16 protein-coding genes are annotated in these 19,875 nt (G+C 64.5%); 13 read left to right on the forward strand and 3 right to left on the reverse strand.

Annotation, left to right across the window (positions count from 1 at the left end; translation table 11 throughout):
- Positions 1-4: 4 nt before the first annotated feature.
- The 12 genes from ispG to G7077_RS07770 all read left to right on the forward strand — a co-directional run bounded on the left by ispG (position 5) and on the right by G7077_RS07770 (position 13,100).
- The gene (gene ispG, locus G7077_RS07715; RefSeq protein ID WP_166412401.1) at positions 5-1,132 is read left to right on the forward strand and encodes a flavodoxin-dependent (E)-4-hydroxy-3-methylbut-2-enyl-diphosphate synthase; all 1,128 of its coding nucleotides are present in this window, start codon (positions 5-7) and stop codon (positions 1,130-1,132) included.
- Positions 1,133-1,220: 88 nt separating this feature from the next.
- On the forward strand, positions 1,221-2,738 hold the full coding sequence (locus tag G7077_RS07720) for a UxaA family hydrolase (RefSeq protein ID WP_206367605.1): 1,518 nt from the start codon (positions 1,221-1,223) through the stop codon (positions 2,736-2,738).
- Between the two features lie 11 nt (positions 2,739-2,749).
- Positions 2,750-3,094, forward strand: a complete 345-nt coding sequence (locus tag G7077_RS07725; RefSeq protein ID WP_281347023.1) for an L-rhamnose mutarotase — start codon at positions 2,750-2,752, stop codon at positions 3,092-3,094.
- 55 nt (positions 3,095-3,149) lie between these two features.
- Positions 3,150-4,406 (forward strand): L-fucose:H+ symporter permease, encoded by a 1,257-nt coding sequence (fucP, locus tag G7077_RS07730; protein ID WP_246167107.1) that lies wholly within the window; start codon positions 3,150-3,152, stop codon positions 4,404-4,406.
- On the forward strand, positions 4,403-5,233 hold the full coding sequence (locus G7077_RS07735; protein ID WP_166411194.1) for an amidohydrolase family protein: 831 nt from the start codon (positions 4,403-4,405) through the stop codon (positions 5,231-5,233). The genes fucP and G7077_RS07735 overlap by 4 nt, the downstream gene beginning before the upstream one ends.
- 14 nt (positions 5,234-5,247) lie before the next feature.
- On the forward strand, positions 5,248-6,639 hold the full coding sequence (locus G7077_RS07740; protein WP_166411195.1) for a mannitol dehydrogenase family protein: 1,392 nt from the start codon (positions 5,248-5,250) through the stop codon (positions 6,637-6,639).
- A 21-nt stretch (positions 6,640-6,660) separates the two neighbouring features.
- On the forward strand, positions 6,661-8,112 hold the full coding sequence (uxaC, locus tag G7077_RS07745; protein ID WP_166411196.1) for a glucuronate isomerase: 1,452 nt from the start codon (positions 6,661-6,663) through the stop codon (positions 8,110-8,112).
- Positions 8,109-9,416 carry a serine hydrolase domain-containing protein gene (locus tag G7077_RS07750; protein WP_166411197.1) on the forward strand — a complete coding sequence of 436 codons (1,308 nt, stop codon included), beginning with the start codon at positions 8,109-8,111 and terminating at the stop codon, positions 9,414-9,416. The genes uxaC and G7077_RS07750 overlap by 4 nt, the downstream gene beginning before the upstream one ends.
- 41 nt (positions 9,417-9,457) lie before the next feature.
- Positions 9,458-11,248 carry an IlvD/Edd family dehydratase gene (locus tag G7077_RS07755; RefSeq protein WP_166411198.1) on the forward strand — a complete coding sequence of 597 codons (1,791 nt, stop codon included), beginning with the start codon at positions 9,458-9,460 and terminating at the stop codon, positions 11,246-11,248.
- Between the two features lie 54 nt (positions 11,249-11,302).
- Positions 11,303-11,857, forward strand: coding sequence for a retropepsin-like aspartic protease family protein (locus G7077_RS07760; protein WP_166411199.1), 555 nt, complete (start codon positions 11,303-11,305; stop codon positions 11,855-11,857).
- Between the two features lie 26 nt (positions 11,858-11,883).
- A complete protein-coding gene (locus G7077_RS07765; RefSeq protein ID WP_246167108.1) occupies positions 11,884-12,786 on the forward strand; it encodes a DMT family transporter in 903 nt (300 codons plus the stop codon).
- Positions 12,786-13,100, forward strand: a complete 315-nt coding sequence (locus G7077_RS07770; RefSeq protein ID WP_166411200.1) for a DMT family transporter — start codon at positions 12,786-12,788, stop codon at positions 13,098-13,100. The genes G7077_RS07765 and G7077_RS07770 overlap by 1 nt, the downstream gene beginning before the upstream one ends.
- Here G7077_RS07770 and G7077_RS07775 read toward each other — a convergent pair.
- Positions 13,090-14,658, reverse strand: coding sequence for an amidase (locus G7077_RS07775; RefSeq protein ID WP_166411201.1), 1,569 nt, complete (start codon positions 14,656-14,658; stop codon positions 13,090-13,092). The two genes, G7077_RS07770 and G7077_RS07775, sit on opposite strands and share 11 nt — an antisense overlap.
- Positions 14,659-14,800: 142 nt before the next feature.
- Between G7077_RS07775 and G7077_RS07780 the strand changes: the two genes are divergently transcribed.
- Positions 14,801-17,413, forward strand: a complete 2,613-nt coding sequence (locus G7077_RS07780) for a TonB-dependent receptor plug domain-containing protein (RefSeq protein WP_166411202.1) — start codon at positions 14,801-14,803, stop codon at positions 17,411-17,413.
- Here the strand turns inward: G7077_RS07780 and ppa are convergent.
- Positions 17,410-17,943, reverse strand: coding sequence for an inorganic diphosphatase (ppa, locus tag G7077_RS07785; RefSeq protein WP_166411203.1), 534 nt, complete (start codon positions 17,941-17,943; stop codon positions 17,410-17,412). The two genes, G7077_RS07780 and ppa, sit on opposite strands and share 4 nt — an antisense overlap.
- Entirely contained in the window at positions 17,940-19,847 is a 1,908-nt protein-coding gene (locus G7077_RS07790) for a M61 family metallopeptidase (RefSeq protein ID WP_166411204.1), read from the reverse strand. Before G7077_RS07790 ends, ppa begins: the two co-directional genes overlap by 4 nt.
- Positions 19,848-19,875: the final 28 nt, after the last annotated feature.

The raw sequence follows: 19,875 nt of genomic DNA on the forward strand, positions 1-19,875 counted from the left end.
GCCCATGTCCTCCATCCGTCCGTGGCGAACCATCGATCGCCGTCTTTCGCGCCAGATCATGGTCGGCAACGTGCCGGTCGGCGGCGACGCCCCGGTCACCGTCCAGACGATGACCAACACGCCGACGGCCGATGCCAATGCGACCATCAGCCAGATCCGGCGCTGCGAGGAAGCGGGCGCCGACATCATCCGCGTGTCCTGCCCCGACGTCGAGAGCACGACGGCGCTGCGCGAGATCGTTCGGGCGGCGAACGTGCCGATCGTTGCCGACATCCACTTCCACTATAAGCGTGCACTGGAGGCGGCCGACGCAGGCGCCGCGTGCCTGCGGATCAATCCTGGCAACATCGGCTCGGCCGACCGGGTGCGCGAAGTGGTGACGGCCGCAAAGGCGAACGGCTGCGCGATTAGGATCGGGGTCAATGCCGGTAGCTTGGAGAAGGACCTGCTCGAGAAGTATGGCGAGCCTTGTCCCGAAGCGCTGGTGGAAAGCGCGCTCGACCATATCCGCATTCTCGAGGACCACGACTTCCGCAACTACAAGGTCGCGGTGAAGGCGTCGGACGTGTTCCTTGCAGTCGCCGCCTATCAGGCGCTGGCCGAAGCGGTTGACTGTCCCCTGCACCTCGGCATCACCGAAGCGGGCGGGTTGCTCGGCGGCACGGTCAAGTCGTCCATCGGTATCGGCTCGCTCCTGTGGTTCGGCATCGGGGACACCATCCGCGTTTCTCTGTCGGCAGAGCCGGAAGAGGAAGTGCGGGTCGGGTTCGAAATCCTGAAGTCGCTGGGCATCCGCAACCGCGGGGTGCGAGTCGTGTCCTGCCCAAGCTGCGCGCGGCAAGGCTTCGACGTCATCCGCACGGTGGAGGCGCTGGAAAGCAGGCTTCAGCACATCCGCACGCCCATGTCGCTGTCGGTGCTCGGCTGTGTCGTCAATGGACCGGGCGAGGCGCGCGAGACGGACATCGGCATTACCGGCGGGGGAAATGGCAAGCATATGGTTTATCTGTCGGGCGTCACCGACCACCATGTGCAGGACGCCGACATGATCGACCACATCGTCCGGCTGGTCGAGGCAAAGGCAGCGGAGATCGAGGCCGCCAACGCAAGTGCAGCGTCCGTCGCCGCCTGACGCCGCTTTTAAATCAGACAAATTGCTGTAGCGTTCGCCTCCGTACCGAACCGGGGAACGGCGACGCTTGGAGTGTGAGACGGCGGACATGAGTGCGACGGATAACAAGCTGGCCGAGCCGCGCGCGCTGAAGCTTCACCCGGACGACGACGTGCTCGTGCTGTTGTCGCCGCTCGAGCAGGGCGACGAGGTCGACGGGGTCCGCGCCGCACAAGCCATTCCTCAAGGCCACAAGCTGGCAGTGAGAGACATCGCCGCCGGCGACAAGGTGCACAAGTTCGGTCAGGTCATCGGCACGGCAACGCGGCCGATCGCCCGGGGCGAACAGGTGCACGATCATAATCTGACGGTGGGAAGCTTTGAGCGGGTGGTCGACCGTGTGCCGCCGCCAAACGATCTGCCGTCAGCGACCGGCGCCACCTTCAAGGGCTTCGTGCGCGCTGACGGCCGGGTGGGAACCCGCAATTTCATCGGCGTGCTGACCAGCGTTAACTGCTCGGCGACCGTCGCCCGGCGGATCGCCGACAGCTTTGCCGATCAAAGGTTCGGAAGCGTGGACGGGGTTGCCGCCTTCACCCATTCGAGCGGCTGCGGCATGTCGGGAACCGGCGAAGGCATCGACACTCTGGAGCGAACGCTTGCGGGCTATGCCACGCACCCGAACTTTGGGGGCATCCTCCTGATCGGACTTGGCTGCGAGGTCGCCCAGATCGGGACCTTGCTCGATCGCTTCGGCCTGGCGCCCGGACCGCGCCTGCGTACCATGACCATCCAGGAAGCCGGCGGCACGGCAAAGGCGATCGATCGCGGCCGGCAGCTGGTTCGCGAGCTTATCGAGGAAGCTCAGGCCGATACCCGCGTGGATGTATCGGCATCGCACCTGACGCTTGGTCTGCAATGCGGCGGCTCCGACAGCTGGTCGGGGGTCACGGCGAACCCTGCCCTTGGCGTTGCGGCGGACCTGCTGATCGCCGATGGCGGGACGGCAATCCTGTCCGAAACCCCGGAAATCTCGGGTGCGGAAAATTTGCTCCTCCGCCGCGCCGTCTCGCAAGACGTAGCTGAAAAACTCCTGCAGCGGCTCGCCTGGTGGGACGATTACGCGGCGAAGAACGGCGCCCAACTCAACAACAATCCCTCACCCGGCAACAAGGCCGGCGGGCTGACGACCATCTACGAAAAATCGCTCGGCGCCATTGCCAAGGCGGGGCGGTCGCCGCTGGTCGACGTCGCGCTTTATGCCGAACGGGTTCGCGCCAAGGGATTGGTTTTTATGGACTCGCCGGGCTTTGACCCCTGCTCTGCGACCGGGCAGATCGCCTCGGGCGCCAACATCCTTGCGTTTACGACCGGCCGCGGCTCCGTGTTCGGCTCCAAGCCCACGCCCTGCATCAAGCTTGCCTCCAATGCGGCACTCGCCGCTAACATGGACGACGACATGGATGTGGATTGCTCGCCCATCCTCGACGGCGCGTCCATCGAGGAAGCGGGGCGTCAGATCTACGAGCGCCTGCTCGATCTCGCGTCGGGGCAGCAGAGCAAATCGGAGGCGCTGGGCTTTGGCGACAGCGAGTTCGTGCCGTGGAACATCGGGGCGTGGATGTGAGCGGGCGAAGGTTGTGCTTCGCCCTTGACCTCGACGAGGATCCTGATCTGATCGCGCAATATCGCCGCTGGCATCGAGCGGGCGGCGTTCCCGAGGGTGTCATTCGGGCAATCCGGCAGGCGGGGATCGACGCCATGGAGATTTGGCTGACCGGCAACCGGCTTTTCATGGTCATGGAAGTTGCGGAGGGGTTCGACCTGGCAGCCAAAACCCAAGCCGACGCCAGCGACCCGGACGTGCGTGCCTGGGAGGAACTGATGTGGCGCTTCCAGCGGCCGCTGCCCTGGGCCGAGCCCGGGGAGAAATGGGTGGCGGCGGAACGCATTTTCGATCTGGGCCAGCAGCCGGGCAAGTGAACGATCGTGCCGGAAAGGTGCGGCGGAGAGGGGAAGAGGGATGGAAGAGGACGGAATGAAGCGGACGGCGCTTGCGCCTTTGGTGCTGATCGTCAGTCTGTTCTTTCTGTGGGGCGTGGCGAACAACCTTAACGACGTCCTCATCAAGCAATTCACCAAGGCATTCGTCCTCACCGACCTTCAGGCGGGCTTGATCCAGTTCGCCTTCTACCTCGGCTACTTTTTGATGGCGCTGCCCGCCGGCCTGTTCATGCGGCGCTTCGGCTACAAAGCGGCGGTCGTCGTGGGCCTCAGCCTGTACGGGCTCGGCGCCTTGCTCTTCTACCCGGCGGCGCAGATTGCGACTTATGGGATGTTCCTTGTTGCCCTGTTCGTGATCGCGAGCGGGCTCGGCTTCCTTGAGACGGCTGCGAACCCGCTCATCACCGTGCTAGGGGACAGCCGCAAGTCGGAGCAAAGGCTGAACATCGCCCAGTCGTTCAACCCGCCGGGCGCAATCGCCGGCTTGCTGATCGGAAAATATTGGATCCTCTCCGGCATCGAGCATTCAGAAGCGACGCTGGCCGGGATGCCGGCGGCGGAGAAAGCGGCGTTCTATGCTCGCGAAACGCAGGCCGCGACGGGCCCTTATGTCGCGCTCGGCCTCTTTGTGCTCGCCTGGGCGGCATTGGTGGCACTGACGCGTTTTCCCGCAGCGGCAACGGCCCAGCCGCGCAACGAGGGAGAAGCGCTGCCGTGGAGTGAGGCGCTCGTCGGCCTGGCCAGGAACAAGCGCCTGATCTTCGCCGTGCTGGCGCAATTCTTCTACGTCGGCGCACAAGTCGGGGTGTGGAGCTTCACGATCCGCTATGCCCAGGAAGCCACCGGCATGGGCGAGCGCGATGCCGCCGATTGGGTGATCGCGGCACTAATCCTGTTCATGATCGGCCGCTTCATCGGTTCGGCCTTGATGTCGAGGGTCAATCCGGCGCGGCTAATGGCGATGTTCGCACTCGCCTGTTTGGCGCTGGCGGTCGTCGCTGCCTTCGCGCAGGGCTACGCGGGGCTGGTCGCGCTGACGGGTATCAGCTTCTTCATGTCGATCATGTTCCCGACCATCTTCGCAATCGGCGTCAAGGATCTCGGCCCCTACACCCAGACCGGATCCTCGCTGATCATCATGGCAATCGTCGGTGGCGCGCTGATGCCGTTGGCCATGGGCTGGGTATCCACGGTCTACGGATCGATGCACCTGGCGATCCTGGTCCCTGCCGTCTGCTTCGGCGTCATTCTCGCCTTTTCGCTTTCCAACGCGAGGGCTGAGGAGGCGTGATCGACGCACATCAACATTATTGGCAAATCGGTAAGAATGGACATGAGTGGCCGACCGCGGACATGGCGACGATTCATCGTGACTACCTGCCCGATGACTGGGCGGCCGTCGCAGCGCCGTTGGGGATAGGCGGCTCGATTGCGGTTCAGTCGCAAGCAAACGACGCTGATACCGACTGGCTGTTGACCTTGGCGCAAGGGACGCCGTCAATTCTCGGCGTCGTGGGCTGGACCGAACTCAAGGCGCCAGATGCGGCGGCCGCCGTCCGGGCGTTGGCGGCTCGTCCCAAGCTCAAGGGCTTGCGCCCGATGCTGCAGAACCTTGCCGACGACAACTGGATCGCCGACCCGGCGCTCGATCCGGCGATTGCGGCAATGGTGGAGTGCCGCTTGCGGTTCGACGCCCTGGTATTCACCCGCCATCTCCCGCCCCTGCGCCGGTTCGCCGAGCGCTGGTCCGACCTGCCGATCGTCGTCGATCATGGCGCCAAGCCGCCCATCGCGGCCCGAGAGATCGACGAGTGGCGGCGGGAAATGACGTCATTGGCAGCCCTTCCGAACGTATGCTGCAAGCTGTCGGGCTTGTTTACGGAAATGAGCGCCGGGCAGCCCCGCTTCGATGTTCAACCATACATTCACTTCCTCTTAGGGACCTTCGGGCCGAACCGACTGATGTGGGGCAGTGACTGGCCTGTGCTGCTGCTGGCCGGCGAATATCGCGAATGGTTCGATACCGCAGCGGCGATGACAGGCCTTGATCGGGCAGGCCAAGCCATGCTGTTCGGCGGCACTGCTGCGCGCTTCTATGGCGTTGCAGACTCTGATTAGAACGAGGACCACGCTTGACCCCTCCAGCCTATCGCGCGCGGCTGACCACCGGCATCGTTCATTTCGGGCCGGGCGCATTCCACCGGGCGCACCAGGCCCACTACGTCGATCGCTTGCTGGAGCATGATCCGCGGTGGGGTATCGCGGCGGTGTCGCTGCGGTCGGCGGGAACGGTCGAGGGACTGCGCCGTCAGGACGGCCTCTACACGCTTGCCGTGCTCGATGCGGAGACCAGCTACCGAACGATCGGTGCGCACAACCGTTTTCTCGGGCCGGGCGAGGGCGCTGCGGTGCGGCAGTTGCTCGGTGATCCGGCAATCCGCATCGTTTCCAGCACGGTCACCGAGAAAGGCTATTGCCTGGCCGGTGACGGAACGCTCGACCGGTCTCACCCGGACATCGTCCACGATCTTGCCACCCCCGACGACCCCGTCAGCATCGTCTCATGGATTGCGCTTGGACTGGGCGATCGCCGTCGCGCCGGGACACCGGCATTCAGCACCCTGTGCTGCGACAATATGGTTGCGAACGGCAGCAAGCTGGGCCGCGCCGTTGAAGACTTTGCGCGCGAGATCGACCCGGACCTGGCCCGCTGGATCGAAGGCGAGGCGCGCTTCCCCAACACGATGGTGGATTCGATCACGCCGGCGACGGACGACCGTTTGCGGGCGATGGTTCGCGAGGCGAGCGGTAGTGATGATGCCATCCCGGTTGCGCGCGAGGCGTTCACGCAGTGGGTAATCGAAGATTCGCTGCAGCAGGGCGCGGAGCAACTTCGCGGCGCCGGTGTGACCTTCGCGGGCGACGTGGCGGCGTGGGAGAAAGCGAAACTGCGCATCCTCAACGGCGCACATTCGACGCTGGCCTATGTCGGTTCGCTGATCGGCCACGCGACCGTGTACGACGCGATGTGCGATGCCCCGCTGGCGAGTTTCGTCGAGCGGCTGATCAACGATGACATCATCCCCGGCCTCCAACCCTCGCCCATCGACCTTCGCGCCTACGCCGGCGAGATTCTGCAGCGATTCCGCAATCCTGCGATCGAGCACAAATTGTCGCAGATCGCCTGGGATGGATCGCAGAAGCTGCCTTATCGTTTGCTGGACACGACGGCCGCCGCGCTGAACAGCGGGCGCAGCGTCAAGGGGCTGGCAATCCCTGTGGCAGCATGGATGCACTTCATACGCCGCCGTGCCGACGAGGGCCAGGAGATCGTCGATCCGCTCCGCGACCTGTTGGTGGCGGCGGCACGGTCGGAGGATCCGGTGACGGCTTTCCTCTCATTGCGGCAGATTTTTCCCGCCAGGCTCACGGACGATGCGCTCTACGCCGTGGAGGTTCGCTCGGCTTGGAACGCGATCGGCCAACGGGGACCGGAGGCGGCGATCGCGCTTGCGCAGGCCTAGAGCCAGCGATAGCCGTGCGGCATGACGCGGCGCTTATCACTCGATCCCGAACGACTCTTTCCCTCCGATCCAGTTACCCGCGGGATCGCGCGCAGCTTGTATGCCCAGGTAGCGGGGCTTCCGATCGTCAGCCCCCACGGGCACACGGACCCGGCATGGTTCGCGACCAATGCGAACTGGAATAATGCAACCGAACTGCTGCTGGCACCGGACCATTATGTATTCCGGATGCTTTACAGCCAGGGTGTTCCTCTCGATGCGCTCGGCGTTCCGAGCCGGGAAGGGCCTTCGCGGGCTGAGCCGCTGGCCGCGTGGCGCCTGCTTGCAGATCATTATCATCTGTTTCGCGGAACGCCGTCGCGCATGTGGCTCGACCATGTGTTCGCCGAGGTCTTCAAGATCCCGGTGCGGCTGGAGCCAGACACGGCCGAATATTATTACGAGACGATCAACGCCGCGCTGGCCACGCCAGAGTTCAAGCCGCGCGCACTGATGGAACGCTTCAACATCGAGTTCCTGGCGACCACGGAGGGCGCCGACGATCCGCTGACGCACCATGCCGCCATTCGCTCGTCCGGCTGGAAGGGCAGGGTTGTCACGACGTATCGTCCGGACAGCGTCATCGACGTGGAGCATGAAGCGTTCACCGGCGCGATGCAGCGGTTCGCCGAGCTGACCGGTGAGGATGTTCATAGCTGGGCCGGCTATCTCAACGCGCACCGCAAGCGCCGGTCGGACTTCCGCGCGGCGGGGGCGACGGCGACCGATCATGGCTTTGCCACAGCCCAGACAGCCAACCTGTCTCACGTCGAGGCAGAGGCCTTGTTCGGCCGCATCGTGGGCGGCACTTGGTCACCACAGGACGCCGAACTGTTCCGCGCGCAGATGCTGACCGAAATGGCGATGATGTCGGTCGAGGACGGGATGACGATGCAGATCCATCCCGGCTCCTTCCGCAACCACAATCAGGGATTGTTCGACCGGTTCGGCCGCGACAAGGGCGCCGACATCCCGATGCGGGTGGACTATGTCCACGCGTTGAAGCCGATGCTGGACGTGGTCGGCAACGAGCCCGACCTTACCATCATCCTCTTCACGCTCGATGAAAGCACCTATGCGCGGGAGCTTGCGCCGCTGGCGGGGCATTATCCCTGCCTTCGCCTGGGGCCGGCCTGGTGGTTCCATGACTCGCCGGAGGGCATGCGCCGCTTCCGCGAGATGACGACGGAAACGGCGGGCTTCTACAACACCGTCGGCTTCAACGACGACACCCGCGCCTTTCTGTCGATCCCCGCACGGCACGATGTCGCTCGTCGGGTCGACTGCGCGTTCCTCGCACGGTTGGTCGCGGAAGGACGTGTGGAAGACTGGGAGGCGGCGGAGCTTGCGGTCGATCTAACCTACAATCTCGTTCGCCGCGCGTACCGCATCGACGAAGCGCCAGGTTCGGCGGCGAAAGGAGTCACGTCATGACCCGCAGCATCCTGCTTCTGCTATCAGCGATCGGCCTTGCTATGCCAGCGTCGGCGCACGACGCGCCAGTGGTCCGCTACACACCTTATTCGCTGACCACGGCAGCGGCGCCTGAAGAAGCCGGCTTCGACTCGCAGAGATTGCGACGGCTGCGTGACTATGTTGGGGCAATGGTCGACAAGGGCGTGTTCGCCGGCGCGACCACCCTGCTGGCGCGCCGCGGCAAGATCGTCACCTTCGACACGTTCGGGCGGCAGGAAGTGGGCGGGACGCCGATGCGGCGCGACACCATCTTCCGCATCTATTCGATGACGAAACCGATCACCGGCGTCGCGCTGATGATGCTGTTCGAGGAAGGCAAGTTCCGCCTCGACGATCCGATCAGCATGCACCTGCCGGAATTCAAGGATCTGAAGGTCATCACCGGCTTCGATGGTGCAGGTCGGCCGATCCTGGAAGATGCCAAGCGGCCGCCGACGATCCGCGAGCTGATGGATCATAACGCCGGCTACGGTTACGGGCTTTCCGCCGACAGTCCGACCGACAAATTGTACCGCGCCAATGCCGCGCTGGTGGCGCCAAGCATGGATGAGTTCGTCCGCCGCGCGTCACGGCTGCCGCTGATCTTCCAACCGGGAAGCGACTACAGCTACTCTCTGTCGGTTGACATCCAGGGCGCGTTGGTCGCCAAACTGTCGGGCAGGCGCTTCGGTGACTTCCTGGAGCAGCGGCTGTTCCGGCCGCTCAAGATGACGGACACCGCTTTCTTCGTGCCGCGCGACAAACTTGGCCGGCTGGCGGGCTTCTACAATGGGGTGAAGGACGGGAAGATCCAGCCGGCAGCGACCGTGTTCGGCTGGCCCAAGCCCGATTCGACGGTGCGTCCCGGCTTCGAGTCCGGCGGCGCCGGGCTCTATTCGACGACGATGGATTATGCCCGCTTCTGCCAGATGCTGCTGAACGGCGGCGAGCTGGACGGGGTTCGCATCCTGTCGCCCGCTACCGTTGCGCTGATGAGCCGCAATCACCTCCCGGACGCGGTGCTTGCCAAGGGCTCGGGCGGGTTCAGCCGGGCGCAGGGCTTCGGGCTCGACGTTCAGGTAGTCGCGGATCCCGTTCGCCAGGGCGGACTGATGGGCGAGGGGACCTACAGCTGGGGCGGCGCGGCGGGCACCTGGTTCTGGGTCGATCCGACCAACGAGGTGATCTTTGTCGGCATGGTCCAGCGCTTCGATTATTGGCAGCCCGACCACCCGAACCGTATGGCGTCGCCGCTCGTTTATCAGGCATTGGTCAGACCTTAAGCGTTGCATGGCGGCGGCTTTGGGAATAGCCGAGCAGGCCTATGACCGACACGCCCAAGCTCCGCAGCCGCGCCTGGTTCGACAACCCGGACAATATCGACATGACCGCGCTCTACCTGGAGCGCTACCTGAACTACGGACTGTCTCTCGAGGAGCTTCGAAGCGGCAAGCCGATCATCGGCATAGCGCAAACCGGAAGCGACCTCAGCCCGTGTAACCGGCATCACCTGGTGCTGTCGCAGCGGGTGCGCGAGGGCATCCGCGAAGCGGGCGGGATCGCGATCGAATTTCCGATCCACAACATTCAGGAAACGGGCAAGCGCCCGACGCCTGGGCTGGACCGTAATCTTACCTATCTGACGTTGGTCGAAACTGTGTTCGGTTACCCGATCGACGGCGTGGTGCTGACGATCGGCTGCGACAAGACGACGCCCGCCTGCCTGATGGGCGCGGCGACCGTGAACATCCCCGCGATCGCCTTGTCGGTCGGGCCGATGCTGAACGGCTGGCACAAGGGCGAGCGGACCGGGTCGGGCACCATCGTCTGGAAAGCGCGGCAGATGCTTGCGGCCGGCGAGATCGACGACATGGAATTCATCCGCCTGGTGGCTTCGTCGGCACCGTCGACCGGCTGGTGCAACACGATGGGCACTGCGACGACCATGAACAGCCTGGCGGAAGCGCTAGGCATGTCGTTGCCCGGGTCGGCCGCGATCCCCGCGCCTTACCGCGACCGCCAGGAAAATGCGTATCGTACCGGCCTTCGGATCGTCGAGATGGTCAAGGAGGATTTGCGTCCCGACAAGATCATGACCCGCGATGCGTTCATCAACGCGATCGTGGTCAATTCGGCGATCGGCGGGTCCACCAACGCGCCCATCCACTTGCAAGCGATCGCGCGCCACATGGGCGTCGAGCTTGATGTCACCGACTGGCAGAAGTTCGGGCTGGACGTGCCACTGCTCGTGAACCTGCAGCCGGCGGGCGAATATCTCGGGGAAGATTACTACCGCGCCGGTGGCGTCCCGGCAGTGGTCGCGGAACTGATGCGCAACGGGCTGATCCGTGAGGATGCGCTGACGGTGAACGGCAAGTCGATCGGCGACAACTGCCGTGACGTCGAGATCGAGGATCCCAAGGTCATCAAGACCTTCGCCGATCCGCTGCAGAACAAGGCCGGCTTCCTGGTGCTGACCGGCAACCTGTTCAATTCGGCGGTGATGAAGACCAGCGTGATCTCCGAGGAGTTCCGCGACCGCTACCTCAACAATCCCGACGATCCCGATGCATTCGAAGGTCCCGTGGTCGTGTTCGACGGACCCGAGGATTACCACCACAAGATCGACGATCCGTCGCTCGAAATTACCGACCGCACCTTGCTGGTGATGCGCGGGGCCGGCGCGGTCGGCTATCCGGGCGCGGCTGAAGTCGTGAACATGCGGGCGCCGGACTACCTCATCAAGGCAGGCGTGACCTCGTTGCCCTGCATTGGCGACGGGCGGCAGTCGGGAACGTCTGGGTCGCCCTCGATCCTCAACGCCTCGCCGGAAGCGGCGGTCGGCGGCGGGCTGGCCCTGTTGAGGACGGGCGACATCGTCCGCATCGACCTTCGCCAGGGACGCGCCGACATCAAGATCTCCGACGAGGAGCTGGCGCAGCGTCGCCGCGATCTCGAGGCGGCGGGCGGCTACAAATATCCTGCTTCGCAGACCCCGTGGCAGGAAATCCAGCGCTCGCTGGTTGGCCAGCTGGAAAGCGGCGCAATTCTGGAAGGCGCGGAAAAATATCAGCGCATCGACCAGACCATGGGCCTGCCGCGCGACAGCCATTAGCGAGATCACCAAGGGCTTAGCAAAGGATTCACCTCGCCGCGCTACGGCGAGGCGATGCAGAAGCTCGTTCTCCTGATCCTCGGCGGCAGCGTTGCCGTTGGTGCGCTGATGCCTGCCGACCCGACGGCCCAGCGTCCGGCAAGTCCGGCAGGTGCGCGCATCGGGACGGCGCCACCCCTGCTGACTGTCGAGCCCGGACTTGAGCAGGACCAGAGTCAGCAGGCGCGTCACGTGGTTCAGACGGGCACCGGTGCCGTAACTCTGGAGCGTGCGGGCGACGGCCACTTCTATGCAGAGGCGCAGGTCAACGGCATGCCCATCCGCTTCCTGATCGACACGGGTGCGACCGGCATCGCGCTGACCCGGGAAGACGCGCAGCGTGCCCAGGTCCAGCTTGACCCGCGAATGGACGAGATTGTCGGAACGGGCGCATCCGGCGACGTGAAGGGCCAATTCGTGACCCTGGACCGCGTGAGCCTCGGACCCAAGGACGTTCAGGGCGTCGACGCCGCAGTGCTGAGCGGCGGCCGTCAGTCACTGCTCGGACAGAGCTTCCTTGCGGAATTCGGATCGGTCTCGATCGAAGGCGACAGGATGGTGCTGCGCTAGGGGGCGCATCTCGCTATGCAGCGCCGGTGACTCCGGCAAGACATGACTCGCTGACCGCCTTTCTGGTTGGAATGAGCGGCATCGCGCTCTTTTCCGGCATGGATGCCGTGATGAAGGGGCTGGTTCTCGCGATCGGCACCTTTGCCACCATGTTCTGGCGCAACCTCATCGGGATCGGGTTGTCCGGCTCCTTTTACCTGCGCCCGGGGATGCCGGCGCCGTCGGCATCGACGCTTCGACTGCACATTGCGCGCGGCGTCCTAAGCACGCTGATGGGTTTTCTGTTCTTCTGGGCGCTTGGGCGGGTGCCGCTGGCGCAGGCCATTGCCTTGTCCTTTATCGCACCCTTGATCGCACTCTTTCTCGCGGCGGCACTTCTGCATGAAGAGGTTGGTCGCCGAACGGTGATCGCCTCGCTCGCGGCCTTCGCAGGCGTGGTCGTGATCTTCGTTGGTCAAGCCCGTGCCGACCTCGGGCGCGAAGCGTTGCTCGGGTCGCTGGCCGTGCTCGGATCGGCCGTCTGTTACGCGGTCAACATCATCATGATGCGCAAGCAGAGCCTTGTCGCGTCGCCTGCGGAAGCCGCATTCTTCCAAGCCACCGTGGTGACTGCGACACTCGCTTGTTTCATCCCGATCGCCGGCATCGCCGTCCCGCCGTTGAACCAGTGGCCTTGGCTGGTTCTAGCCGCCATTCTTGCGGTTGCCTCCTCGTCGCTCCTGACCTGGGCCTATGCGCGGGCGGAGGCCAGCTATCTGGCGGCAACGGAATATACGGCGTTTCTTTGGGCCTCCCTGTTCGGCTGGCTTATCTATCGTGAGGCGGTGTCGCTATTCACGGTCGCCGGTGCGGCGCTGATCGTTGGTGGCTGCATCGCCGGCGCACGACGCCCCGGTGAATCTGCACCCAGACTGGAGGCTGCAATCTAATGGCCTGGTTATTGCTGATGATCGGCGGACTGTTCGAGGTGGGCTTCACCACGAGCCTTCGCTTCGTCGAGGGCTTTCGCAACCTGCCATGGACCCTGGCATTTCTCGTATCGGTGACAATCAGCATGGCCCTGCTGGAGATTGCGTCGCGGTCGATCCCGATGGGCACGGCTTACGCCGTGTGGGGCGGCATCGGTGCGGTCGGAACCGTGATCGTCGGCATGATCTGGTTCGGGGAGCCGGCGACGACGATCCGGCTCCTCCTCATCATCACCATCGTCGCCGCGATCGGCGCGCTGCGAGTTACCGGCTGACCGCCGGGCGCAAGTGGGGCGCCACCTCCGGCGATTCCTCAATGAAGCGCAGGAAGCGAGGACCCGGAAGCGGCCCGCGCGTCTGTTCATAGGCATAGCCGAGCGACAGGAGCATCGCCTCGCTCCACTTCGGGCCGAGGAAGCTGAGCCCGACGGGAAGGCCTCTCACCTGACCCATCGGCACAGTAAGGTGCGGATAGCCGGAAACCGCCGCCAGGCTGCCCGCGCCGCCGCCCGAGATCTGGTCACCGTTGACGGCGTCGATCTTCCATGCCGGCGGCATGGTCGGACCTACCAGCGCGTCAAGCCGGTGCGTCTTCAGCAGACGGTCGATCCCGTTTGGACCGGCGGCGCGGAAGCTCGTCTCGCGCGCCTTTTTGTACTCGGGATCCGATAGGCCCTTGGTTTCCTCCGCCTGCTCGAACGTCTCCTGTGCAAACAGCGGCATCTCCGTGGCGGCATGTGCCTTGTTGAAGGCGATCACGTCGGCGAGCGTGCGGACCGGAATGGGAGCCGGGCTGCTTTTCAGGTAATCGTTGAGGCCGGCTTTCAGCTCGGTGAGCAGAACGCTGAATTCATTGCCGCCAATGGCCTTGTCGTCGAACTCCTTGATCTCCACCAGCGTTGCGCCCCGTGCCTTGAGCACGGTCAGCGCCGCTTCCAGCAATGCGTCGGTACCGAAGCCCGAGGCGAAGCGCATGACGCCGATGCGCTTGCCCGCAAGGGCATTCGGGTCGAGACCGGCGGCATAGTCCCGCTTTCGCGAGTCCGCCTCGCGGGTTGCGGGATCGGCAGGATCGCTGCCGGCGATTGCAGTCAGAAGCTCCGCGGCTTCGCGCACAGTCGTCGTCATCGGCCCGGCCGTGTCCTGGCTGGCGCTGATCGGGATGATATGCGTTCGGCTGACGAGACCGACGGTCGGCTTCAGGCCTACGATGCCGTTGATCGACGCCGGGCAGGTGATGGAGCCATCCGTTTCCGTACCGATGGCGTAGCGGGCCAGGCCTGCGGCGACGGCGGCGCCGCTCCCGCTCGACGAGCCGCAGCTGTTTCGGTCCAGTGCGTAGGGATTGCGGGTCTGGCCCCCGACCGCGCTCCAGCCGGAGATCGAACGTGAAGAGCGGATGTTGGCCCATTCGCTGAGGTTGGTCTTGCCGAGGATCACCGCACCTGCGGTCCGAAGCCGCGTGACCAGCGGCGCATCGCGATTGGTCACGTTGTTCGCCAGTGCGAGGCTACCCGCCGTGGTCGGCAAAGGGCCGGCAACCTCAATATTGTCCTTGATCAGCACCGGCTTGCCGGCAAGCGGTCCCTTCAGCCCCGCCGCGGCGATGCGGCTGGCCTGTTCAACCGCAGTTGGATCGACGGCGATCACCGAGCCGATCGCCGGGTCCAACTCGGCGATGCGCTGCAACGCGGCCTCGGTCTCCGTGGAAAGCGGTGTGTTCCAAGTAGCGACGCCGGCGACAGGCATGGCGGGCGGTTCGGGTGGCGGAACGGCGACGCAAGCGCCTAAACTCGCCGAACCGAGCAAAGAGAAAAGCAACCGTCCCGTCATGAGCGCCTCCGTATCGGCCCAGCTTGGCAGTGCGCGGCACCAAGCGCCAGCCACCGCCGTTGGTCGGTGTAAGAATGTCGCTGGTGGAGTGAACCGGCCGCTGTAATCCGGCGTTCACCTGCTTCCTGCAAGCGGGAGGACCATGACTGATACGAAACGGCTTCTCATCGGAGCATTGCTGGCGGGCGTCAGCCTCGTTCCGCACACAGCGGCAGCGCAAACCTCGGGTTCTTCTTCGCAACCGGCGCCGAGCACTGGTATGCAGGGCGCGCCCCCAGTCGCAGCCGTCGAAGATGAAGATGCTGTGGCAGAGGATGAAATCGTCGTCATCGGCCGCCGTGACCCGAATGCGGTGATCGGCGACATCCCGGCGGAAAATCAACTCAGCCCCGCCGACATCCGTGCAACGGGCGCGACAAGTGTTACCGAGTTGCTGGAGGCAATCGCCCCGCAGACCGCAAGCTCGCGTGGGCGAGGCGGCGGCCAGCCCGTCATCCTGCTCAACGGCAGGCGCACATCGGGTTTCCGCGAGGTTCGCGACCTTCCACCGGAAGCGATCCTGCGGGTCGACATTCTGCCCGAAGAAGTGGCGCTGAAATATGGCTATCGCGCGGACCAGCGCGTCGTGAACTTCGTTCTTCGCCCCCGCTTCCGCTCGACCACCGCACAGATCGAGGGCGGTGTTCCGACGGCTGGCGGATATACAGAGAGTGAGGCCGACCTCACTCGCCTGATGATTGGCGAGAATAGCCGTACGACCATCAACCTTCATGCCGAGCGCAGCGGCGCCTTGTTGGAAAGCGAACGAGAAATCGCCTTCGAGACGGACAGCAGCGACGAGGTCGATCCTCGAGGCTTTCGCACCCTAACCGGGCCGCGTCGATTAGTGCGCGCAACCGGCACCTTGAACCGAAACCTCATCAAGGACGTGTCATCGACATTCTCCGGTCAGGTGCAATATTCGGACGGGCAGTCGCTGCTTGGTCCTTCGCTTTTCTCCATCGGCGACCCGCTGGCGCGCGACACCGATACTTTGTCCGGCGAGGCCGGATTCGCGTTCAACGGCAACAAGGACCGGTGGCGTTGGTCGCTGACCGGCGAATATTCGCTTTCACGTTCGAACACCGACACCGACCGAGAAAATGTGGCGCTCGGTCTGGTGAGTGACCGGGCGCGGACGATCACGCGGAATGGCGAGATCGACCTGCTACTGAACGGGCCGCTGGTGAGCCTGCCCGCCGGAACCGGAAACGTCAGCCTTCGTGTCGGCGCCGATACACAGAGCCTGGATGGCAAGGCGACGCGGTTCGGGGTCACAAGCGAAACGGATCTGGGCAGGCGTGAAGTCGATGCGTCGGTCAACGTCGATCTTCCGATTGCCCGCCGCGACGAGTTCCTAGGCGCGATCGGCAACCTGACACTCAACGCCAATGCCGAGGTGGAGCGGTTGAGCGACTTCGGCACGCTGACGACCTGGGGCGCTGGCGCTTACTGGTCGCCGATCCGTGAGGTCAACCTGATCACCTCCTTCACCCAGGAAGAAGGCGCGCCGAGCCTGGCGCAGCTCGGCAACCCCATTCTGTCCACGCCCAACTCGCGAATCTTCGACTTCGTGACCGGGCGCGATGCGACGGTGGAGCTGATCAGCGGCGGCAACCCGGATTTGGACTCCGACCGACGGCGCGTCTTCAAATTCGGTGGCACGATCAAGCCGCTGGAAGGGACGGATCTCGAGCTTAGGGCGGATTACACGCACTCGAAAGTTCGCAATCCCATCTCGAACTTTCCCGGGATCACGGCAGCGATCGAGGCTGCCTTCCCCGACCGGTTCACCCGTGATGCCGACGGCAATCTGATCCGCGCCGATCTGCGGCCGGTGAATACGGAAAGCTATGAGCGGAGCGAGATCCGCTGGGGGTTCAACTTCTCCAAGCCGCTGACCTCAGCCAGGCCGTCGCAAGCCCAGATCGAGCAGTTTCGCCGCCGCGCGGCGGAGAGCGGTCAGCCGTTGCCTCCATTCCCGCAAGGGGGCGGTGGAGGCGCCGGTCCGACCGGCGGCCGCGGTGCGGACCGTGCAGGCGGCGGTGGCGGTGGCTTCGGACGCGGCGGCGGAGGCGGCGGGTTCGGCGGCTTTGGCGGTGGGCGCCAGGGCGGGCGGTTGCAGCTGTCCGTGTTTCATACCGTTCTGCTGAAGGACACGGCGTTGATCGCCGAAGGTCTTCCCGCGCTGGACTATCTTGGTGGCTTCGCGCCGGAAGGCGGGCTTGGCCGGCCGCAGCATCGAATCGAAGCCAACGGCGGCTACTTCAACAACGGGCTAGGCTTCCGCCTCGCCGCGAATTGGCAGAGCGGCAGCCTCGTGACCGGCGGGCAATCGGGAACGCTTCGCTTCAGCCCGCTGACAAAGGTGAACGCCAACCTGTTCGCCAACCTCGGGCAGCGCTTCGACCTGGTCGCGAAGTATCCGTGGCTGCGGGGAACGCAGGTTCGACTCTCCGTCGACAACATCTTCGACAGCAAGCAGAACGTCCGGGATGGGCTTCGGCTGATCCCGATCAATTATCAGCCCGATCTGCTCGACCCCCAGGGCCGGGTAGTTAAGCTGTCGCTGCGCAAGCAGTTCCTGCCGCCGCCGAGCTTCTTCCGTCGGAACGGCGGGCAACAGCCGGGCGAAGGCAGCCGGGCAGCCCCGGCGCCGCAGCCCGCCCCGCCGACGACGGGGCCTGCGGCCGCAGCACCACCGGCCGGCGGCTAAGCTTTGTTCGACGCCCGTTCGAGCCCGTCGCGGATGACCTTCAGGGCGTCTTCACGCCCGCCCCAGTGCCCGACGCGCACCCACTTTTCCGGCTCCAGGTCCTTATAGTGGGTGAAGAAGTGGGCGATCTGGTCCTGCACGATCTGCGGCAGGTCGGTGCCTTCGTGAACGTCCGCGTAATAAGGTGACGTCTTCACTTCCGGCACGGCCAGCAATTTCTCGTCGCCCCCGGCCTCGTCCTCAAGGAAGAGCACGGCGATGGGGCGAGCGCGAACGACGCAACCCGGCATGAACGGCCAGCGGGCCATCACCAGGCAGTCGAGCGGATCGCCATCGTCGCCCAGGGTGTGCGGGATGAAGCCGTAGTTTGCCGGATACCGCATCGGCGTGTGAAGGATACGATCGACGAAGATCGCCCCCGAATGCTTGTCGAGCTCATATTTGATCGGCTCACCGCCGATCGGCACTTCGATGACGACATTCACGCTTTCCGGCGGGTTCGATCCCGCCGGGACAAGGTCCAGGTTCATTTCGGCTCCAGCAAGATGTCGAGCGGACCTTTGCCCGCCCCCGTTTTGACGAGGCGCGGGTAGCGCAGTCCGCCGCGATATTGAAGCTCGACGGTGCGTACCGCATCGCCCCGCTTCACGATCATGCGGATCGGGGTGCCGCTCTTGCCCTTTGTGATCGCATCCTTGAGCCAGTCCGCCGAATAGGAACGGTCGCCGACTGCAAGGATCTGGTCGCCGGTCCGCAGCCCCTGTTTAAAGGCCAGAGAGTCCCATACGACCGCGCCAATGCGGCCCTCCTTGGCGACGCTGAAGCCCAGCGAATAAGCGAAGCTGTCCGCTTCCCTTAGCTTGTCGCGCTGCTTGAAGATGTCGGTCGGCTCTTCGGTGAAGCGAAGCTCGTACCCCGATAGCGTGAAGCCGTTCAGCGGTGCCCGCTGCGTCGGCTGGTCGACCCGCTCGCGGAAGAAGCCTGCCCAATCGTACGGGTAGATGGACTGGAACGTCGCGATGACGTCTTCGCGGGTGTAGGGCAGCACGCCCCAGTCGCCGTCGCGAACGCCGAAGAAGGCGCGGGCGAAATCGTCAATGCCGCGCCGGTTGTTGGTGCCGCGGCGGATGATCGCGTCCGCCTCGATCCAGATCAGCATGCCTTCGGTGTAATATTCCTCACTGCGCTGATAGCTGCCCCAAGGCTCCGGCAGACGGCCCTGGATGATCGGGTCGTTGACCGTGTCCTGCAGCGGGCGCCAGGTGCGGCCGGGCAGGTTGTCGAGGTTGGCGGCCGTGATGGCGAGATTGTCGAGCACCTCCTGCTTGCTGCTCATGCCCGAGCGCGCTTCGATGACGGTGCCCCAGAATTGGGTCTGGCCTTCGTAGACCCACAGCAGGCTGTTGCGCATCGGCATGCGGAAATCGGGCGTGAACAGGTCCGCAGGGCGGCGGAACTTGCCGTCCCAGCTGTGCACGAACTCGTGCGGAAACACGTTCCGGTCGAAGAAATGACCTTTGTAGTCCGTAAAGTAGCCCGGGTCCGTCGAGATTTCGGTGCTGCGATGATGTTCCAGCCCGATGCCGCCGAGCTGGTCGCTGATGGCGTTCAGGAAGTCATAATGGTCGAAGTGCTTCGCGCCGAAGGTCTTGATCGTCTGGTCGACCATCTTGGCATGTTTGGCGATCACATCGGCCGGGGCAACCAGCTCCTTGGCGTCCTCGGCGACCGTCACGAGTGACACGTTGTGGCCGAGATTGTCGCGGCGGAAGTAGCGGCCGGCCATCACAGGCGAATCCTGCAGCGTCTCGTAGCTGACCTGGCCGTAGGTGATCCGGTTGCCCTCGGTCGCGGTCGGCCGAAGCGCCGTACCTGCCTGCCATCCCTGCGGAACGGTCAAGGTGGCGACGATCGGAATCTGCCGCGTGTAATAACCCGCCGGGTAGAGCGATACATGTTCCCATTGCAGGTTCACGATGTTGGGCGTGACCATGATCCGGCCCTGGTTCGGCTGGGTCGGAGACAGGAACTGGAACCGGGCTTCGACCGACTGCACACCCGCAGGCACGTCGATAGTGTAGCCGAAGCTTTCCACCGGATCGCGGATCCAGGGGATGCGCTGACCGTTCGCGTAAAACTCGAGGCCGGCAACCTTGCTCGGCAGCCCGTCCGGATCGTGGTGACCGGGCAGCCATTCCGGGAGCAGCAGGGTCATTCGCCCAGCATTGGCTACCGGGATGATCTCGCGAACCTTGAAGATGCCGCGCCCGACGTCCGTAACGTCGACATCGAGGCGGATCGTTCCGGGATAAGGGACGTCACGTGCTGCCGGGATGGTGTCGACTATCGGCAACGGCTGCGGTGCGCTGTTCTGGGCGGCGATGAACAGCGGTGCCGCGAAAAGGAGCGCGGCTGCCCGAAGAGAGGTATGCATATGGCCTGCCTAGCGTTTCGCCCGGCGG

The sequence above is a fragment of the Sphingomonas piscis genome, from assembly GCF_011300455.1.
Classification (GTDB): domain Bacteria; phylum Pseudomonadota; class Alphaproteobacteria; order Sphingomonadales; family Sphingomonadaceae; genus Sphingomicrobium; species Sphingomicrobium piscis.

Excerpts from the sequence above, each read along its gene's own strand:
- ispG (WP_166412401.1), top strand. The coding sequence starts at position 5 with ATGTCCTCCATCCGTCCGTGGCGAACCATCGATCGCCGTCTTTCGCGC.
- G7077_RS07720 (WP_206367605.1), top strand. The coding sequence starts at position 1,221 with ATGAGTGCGACGGATAACAAGCTGGCCGAGCCGCGCGCGCTGAAGCTT.
- fucP (WP_246167107.1), top strand. The coding sequence starts at position 3,150 with ATGAAGCGGACGGCGCTTGCGCCTTTGGTGCTGATCGTCAGTCTGTTC.
- uxaC (WP_166411196.1), top strand. The coding sequence starts at position 6,661 with ATGACGCGGCGCTTATCACTCGATCCCGAACGACTCTTTCCCTCCGAT.
- G7077_RS07750 (WP_166411197.1), top strand. The coding sequence starts at position 8,109 with ATGACCCGCAGCATCCTGCTTCTGCTATCAGCGATCGGCCTTGCTATG.
- G7077_RS07755 (WP_166411198.1), top strand. The coding sequence starts at position 9,458 with ATGACCGACACGCCCAAGCTCCGCAGCCGCGCCTGGTTCGACAACCCG.
- G7077_RS07760 (WP_166411199.1), top strand. The coding sequence starts at position 11,303 with ATGCAGAAGCTCGTTCTCCTGATCCTCGGCGGCAGCGTTGCCGTTGGT.
- G7077_RS07770 (WP_166411200.1), top strand. The coding sequence starts at position 12,786 with ATGGCCTGGTTATTGCTGATGATCGGCGGACTGTTCGAGGTGGGCTTC.
- G7077_RS07775 (WP_166411201.1), bottom strand. The coding sequence starts at position 14,658 with ATGACGGGACGGTTGCTTTTCTCTTTGCTCGGTTCGGCGAGTTTAGGC.
- G7077_RS07780 (WP_166411202.1), top strand. The coding sequence starts at position 14,801 with ATGACTGATACGAAACGGCTTCTCATCGGAGCATTGCTGGCGGGCGTC.
- ppa (WP_166411203.1), bottom strand. The coding sequence starts at position 17,943 with ATGAACCTGGACCTTGTCCCGGCGGGATCGAACCCGCCGGAAAGCGTG.
- G7077_RS07790 (WP_166411204.1), bottom strand. The coding sequence starts at position 19,847 with ATGCATACCTCTCTTCGGGCAGCCGCGCTCCTTTTCGCGGCACCGCTG.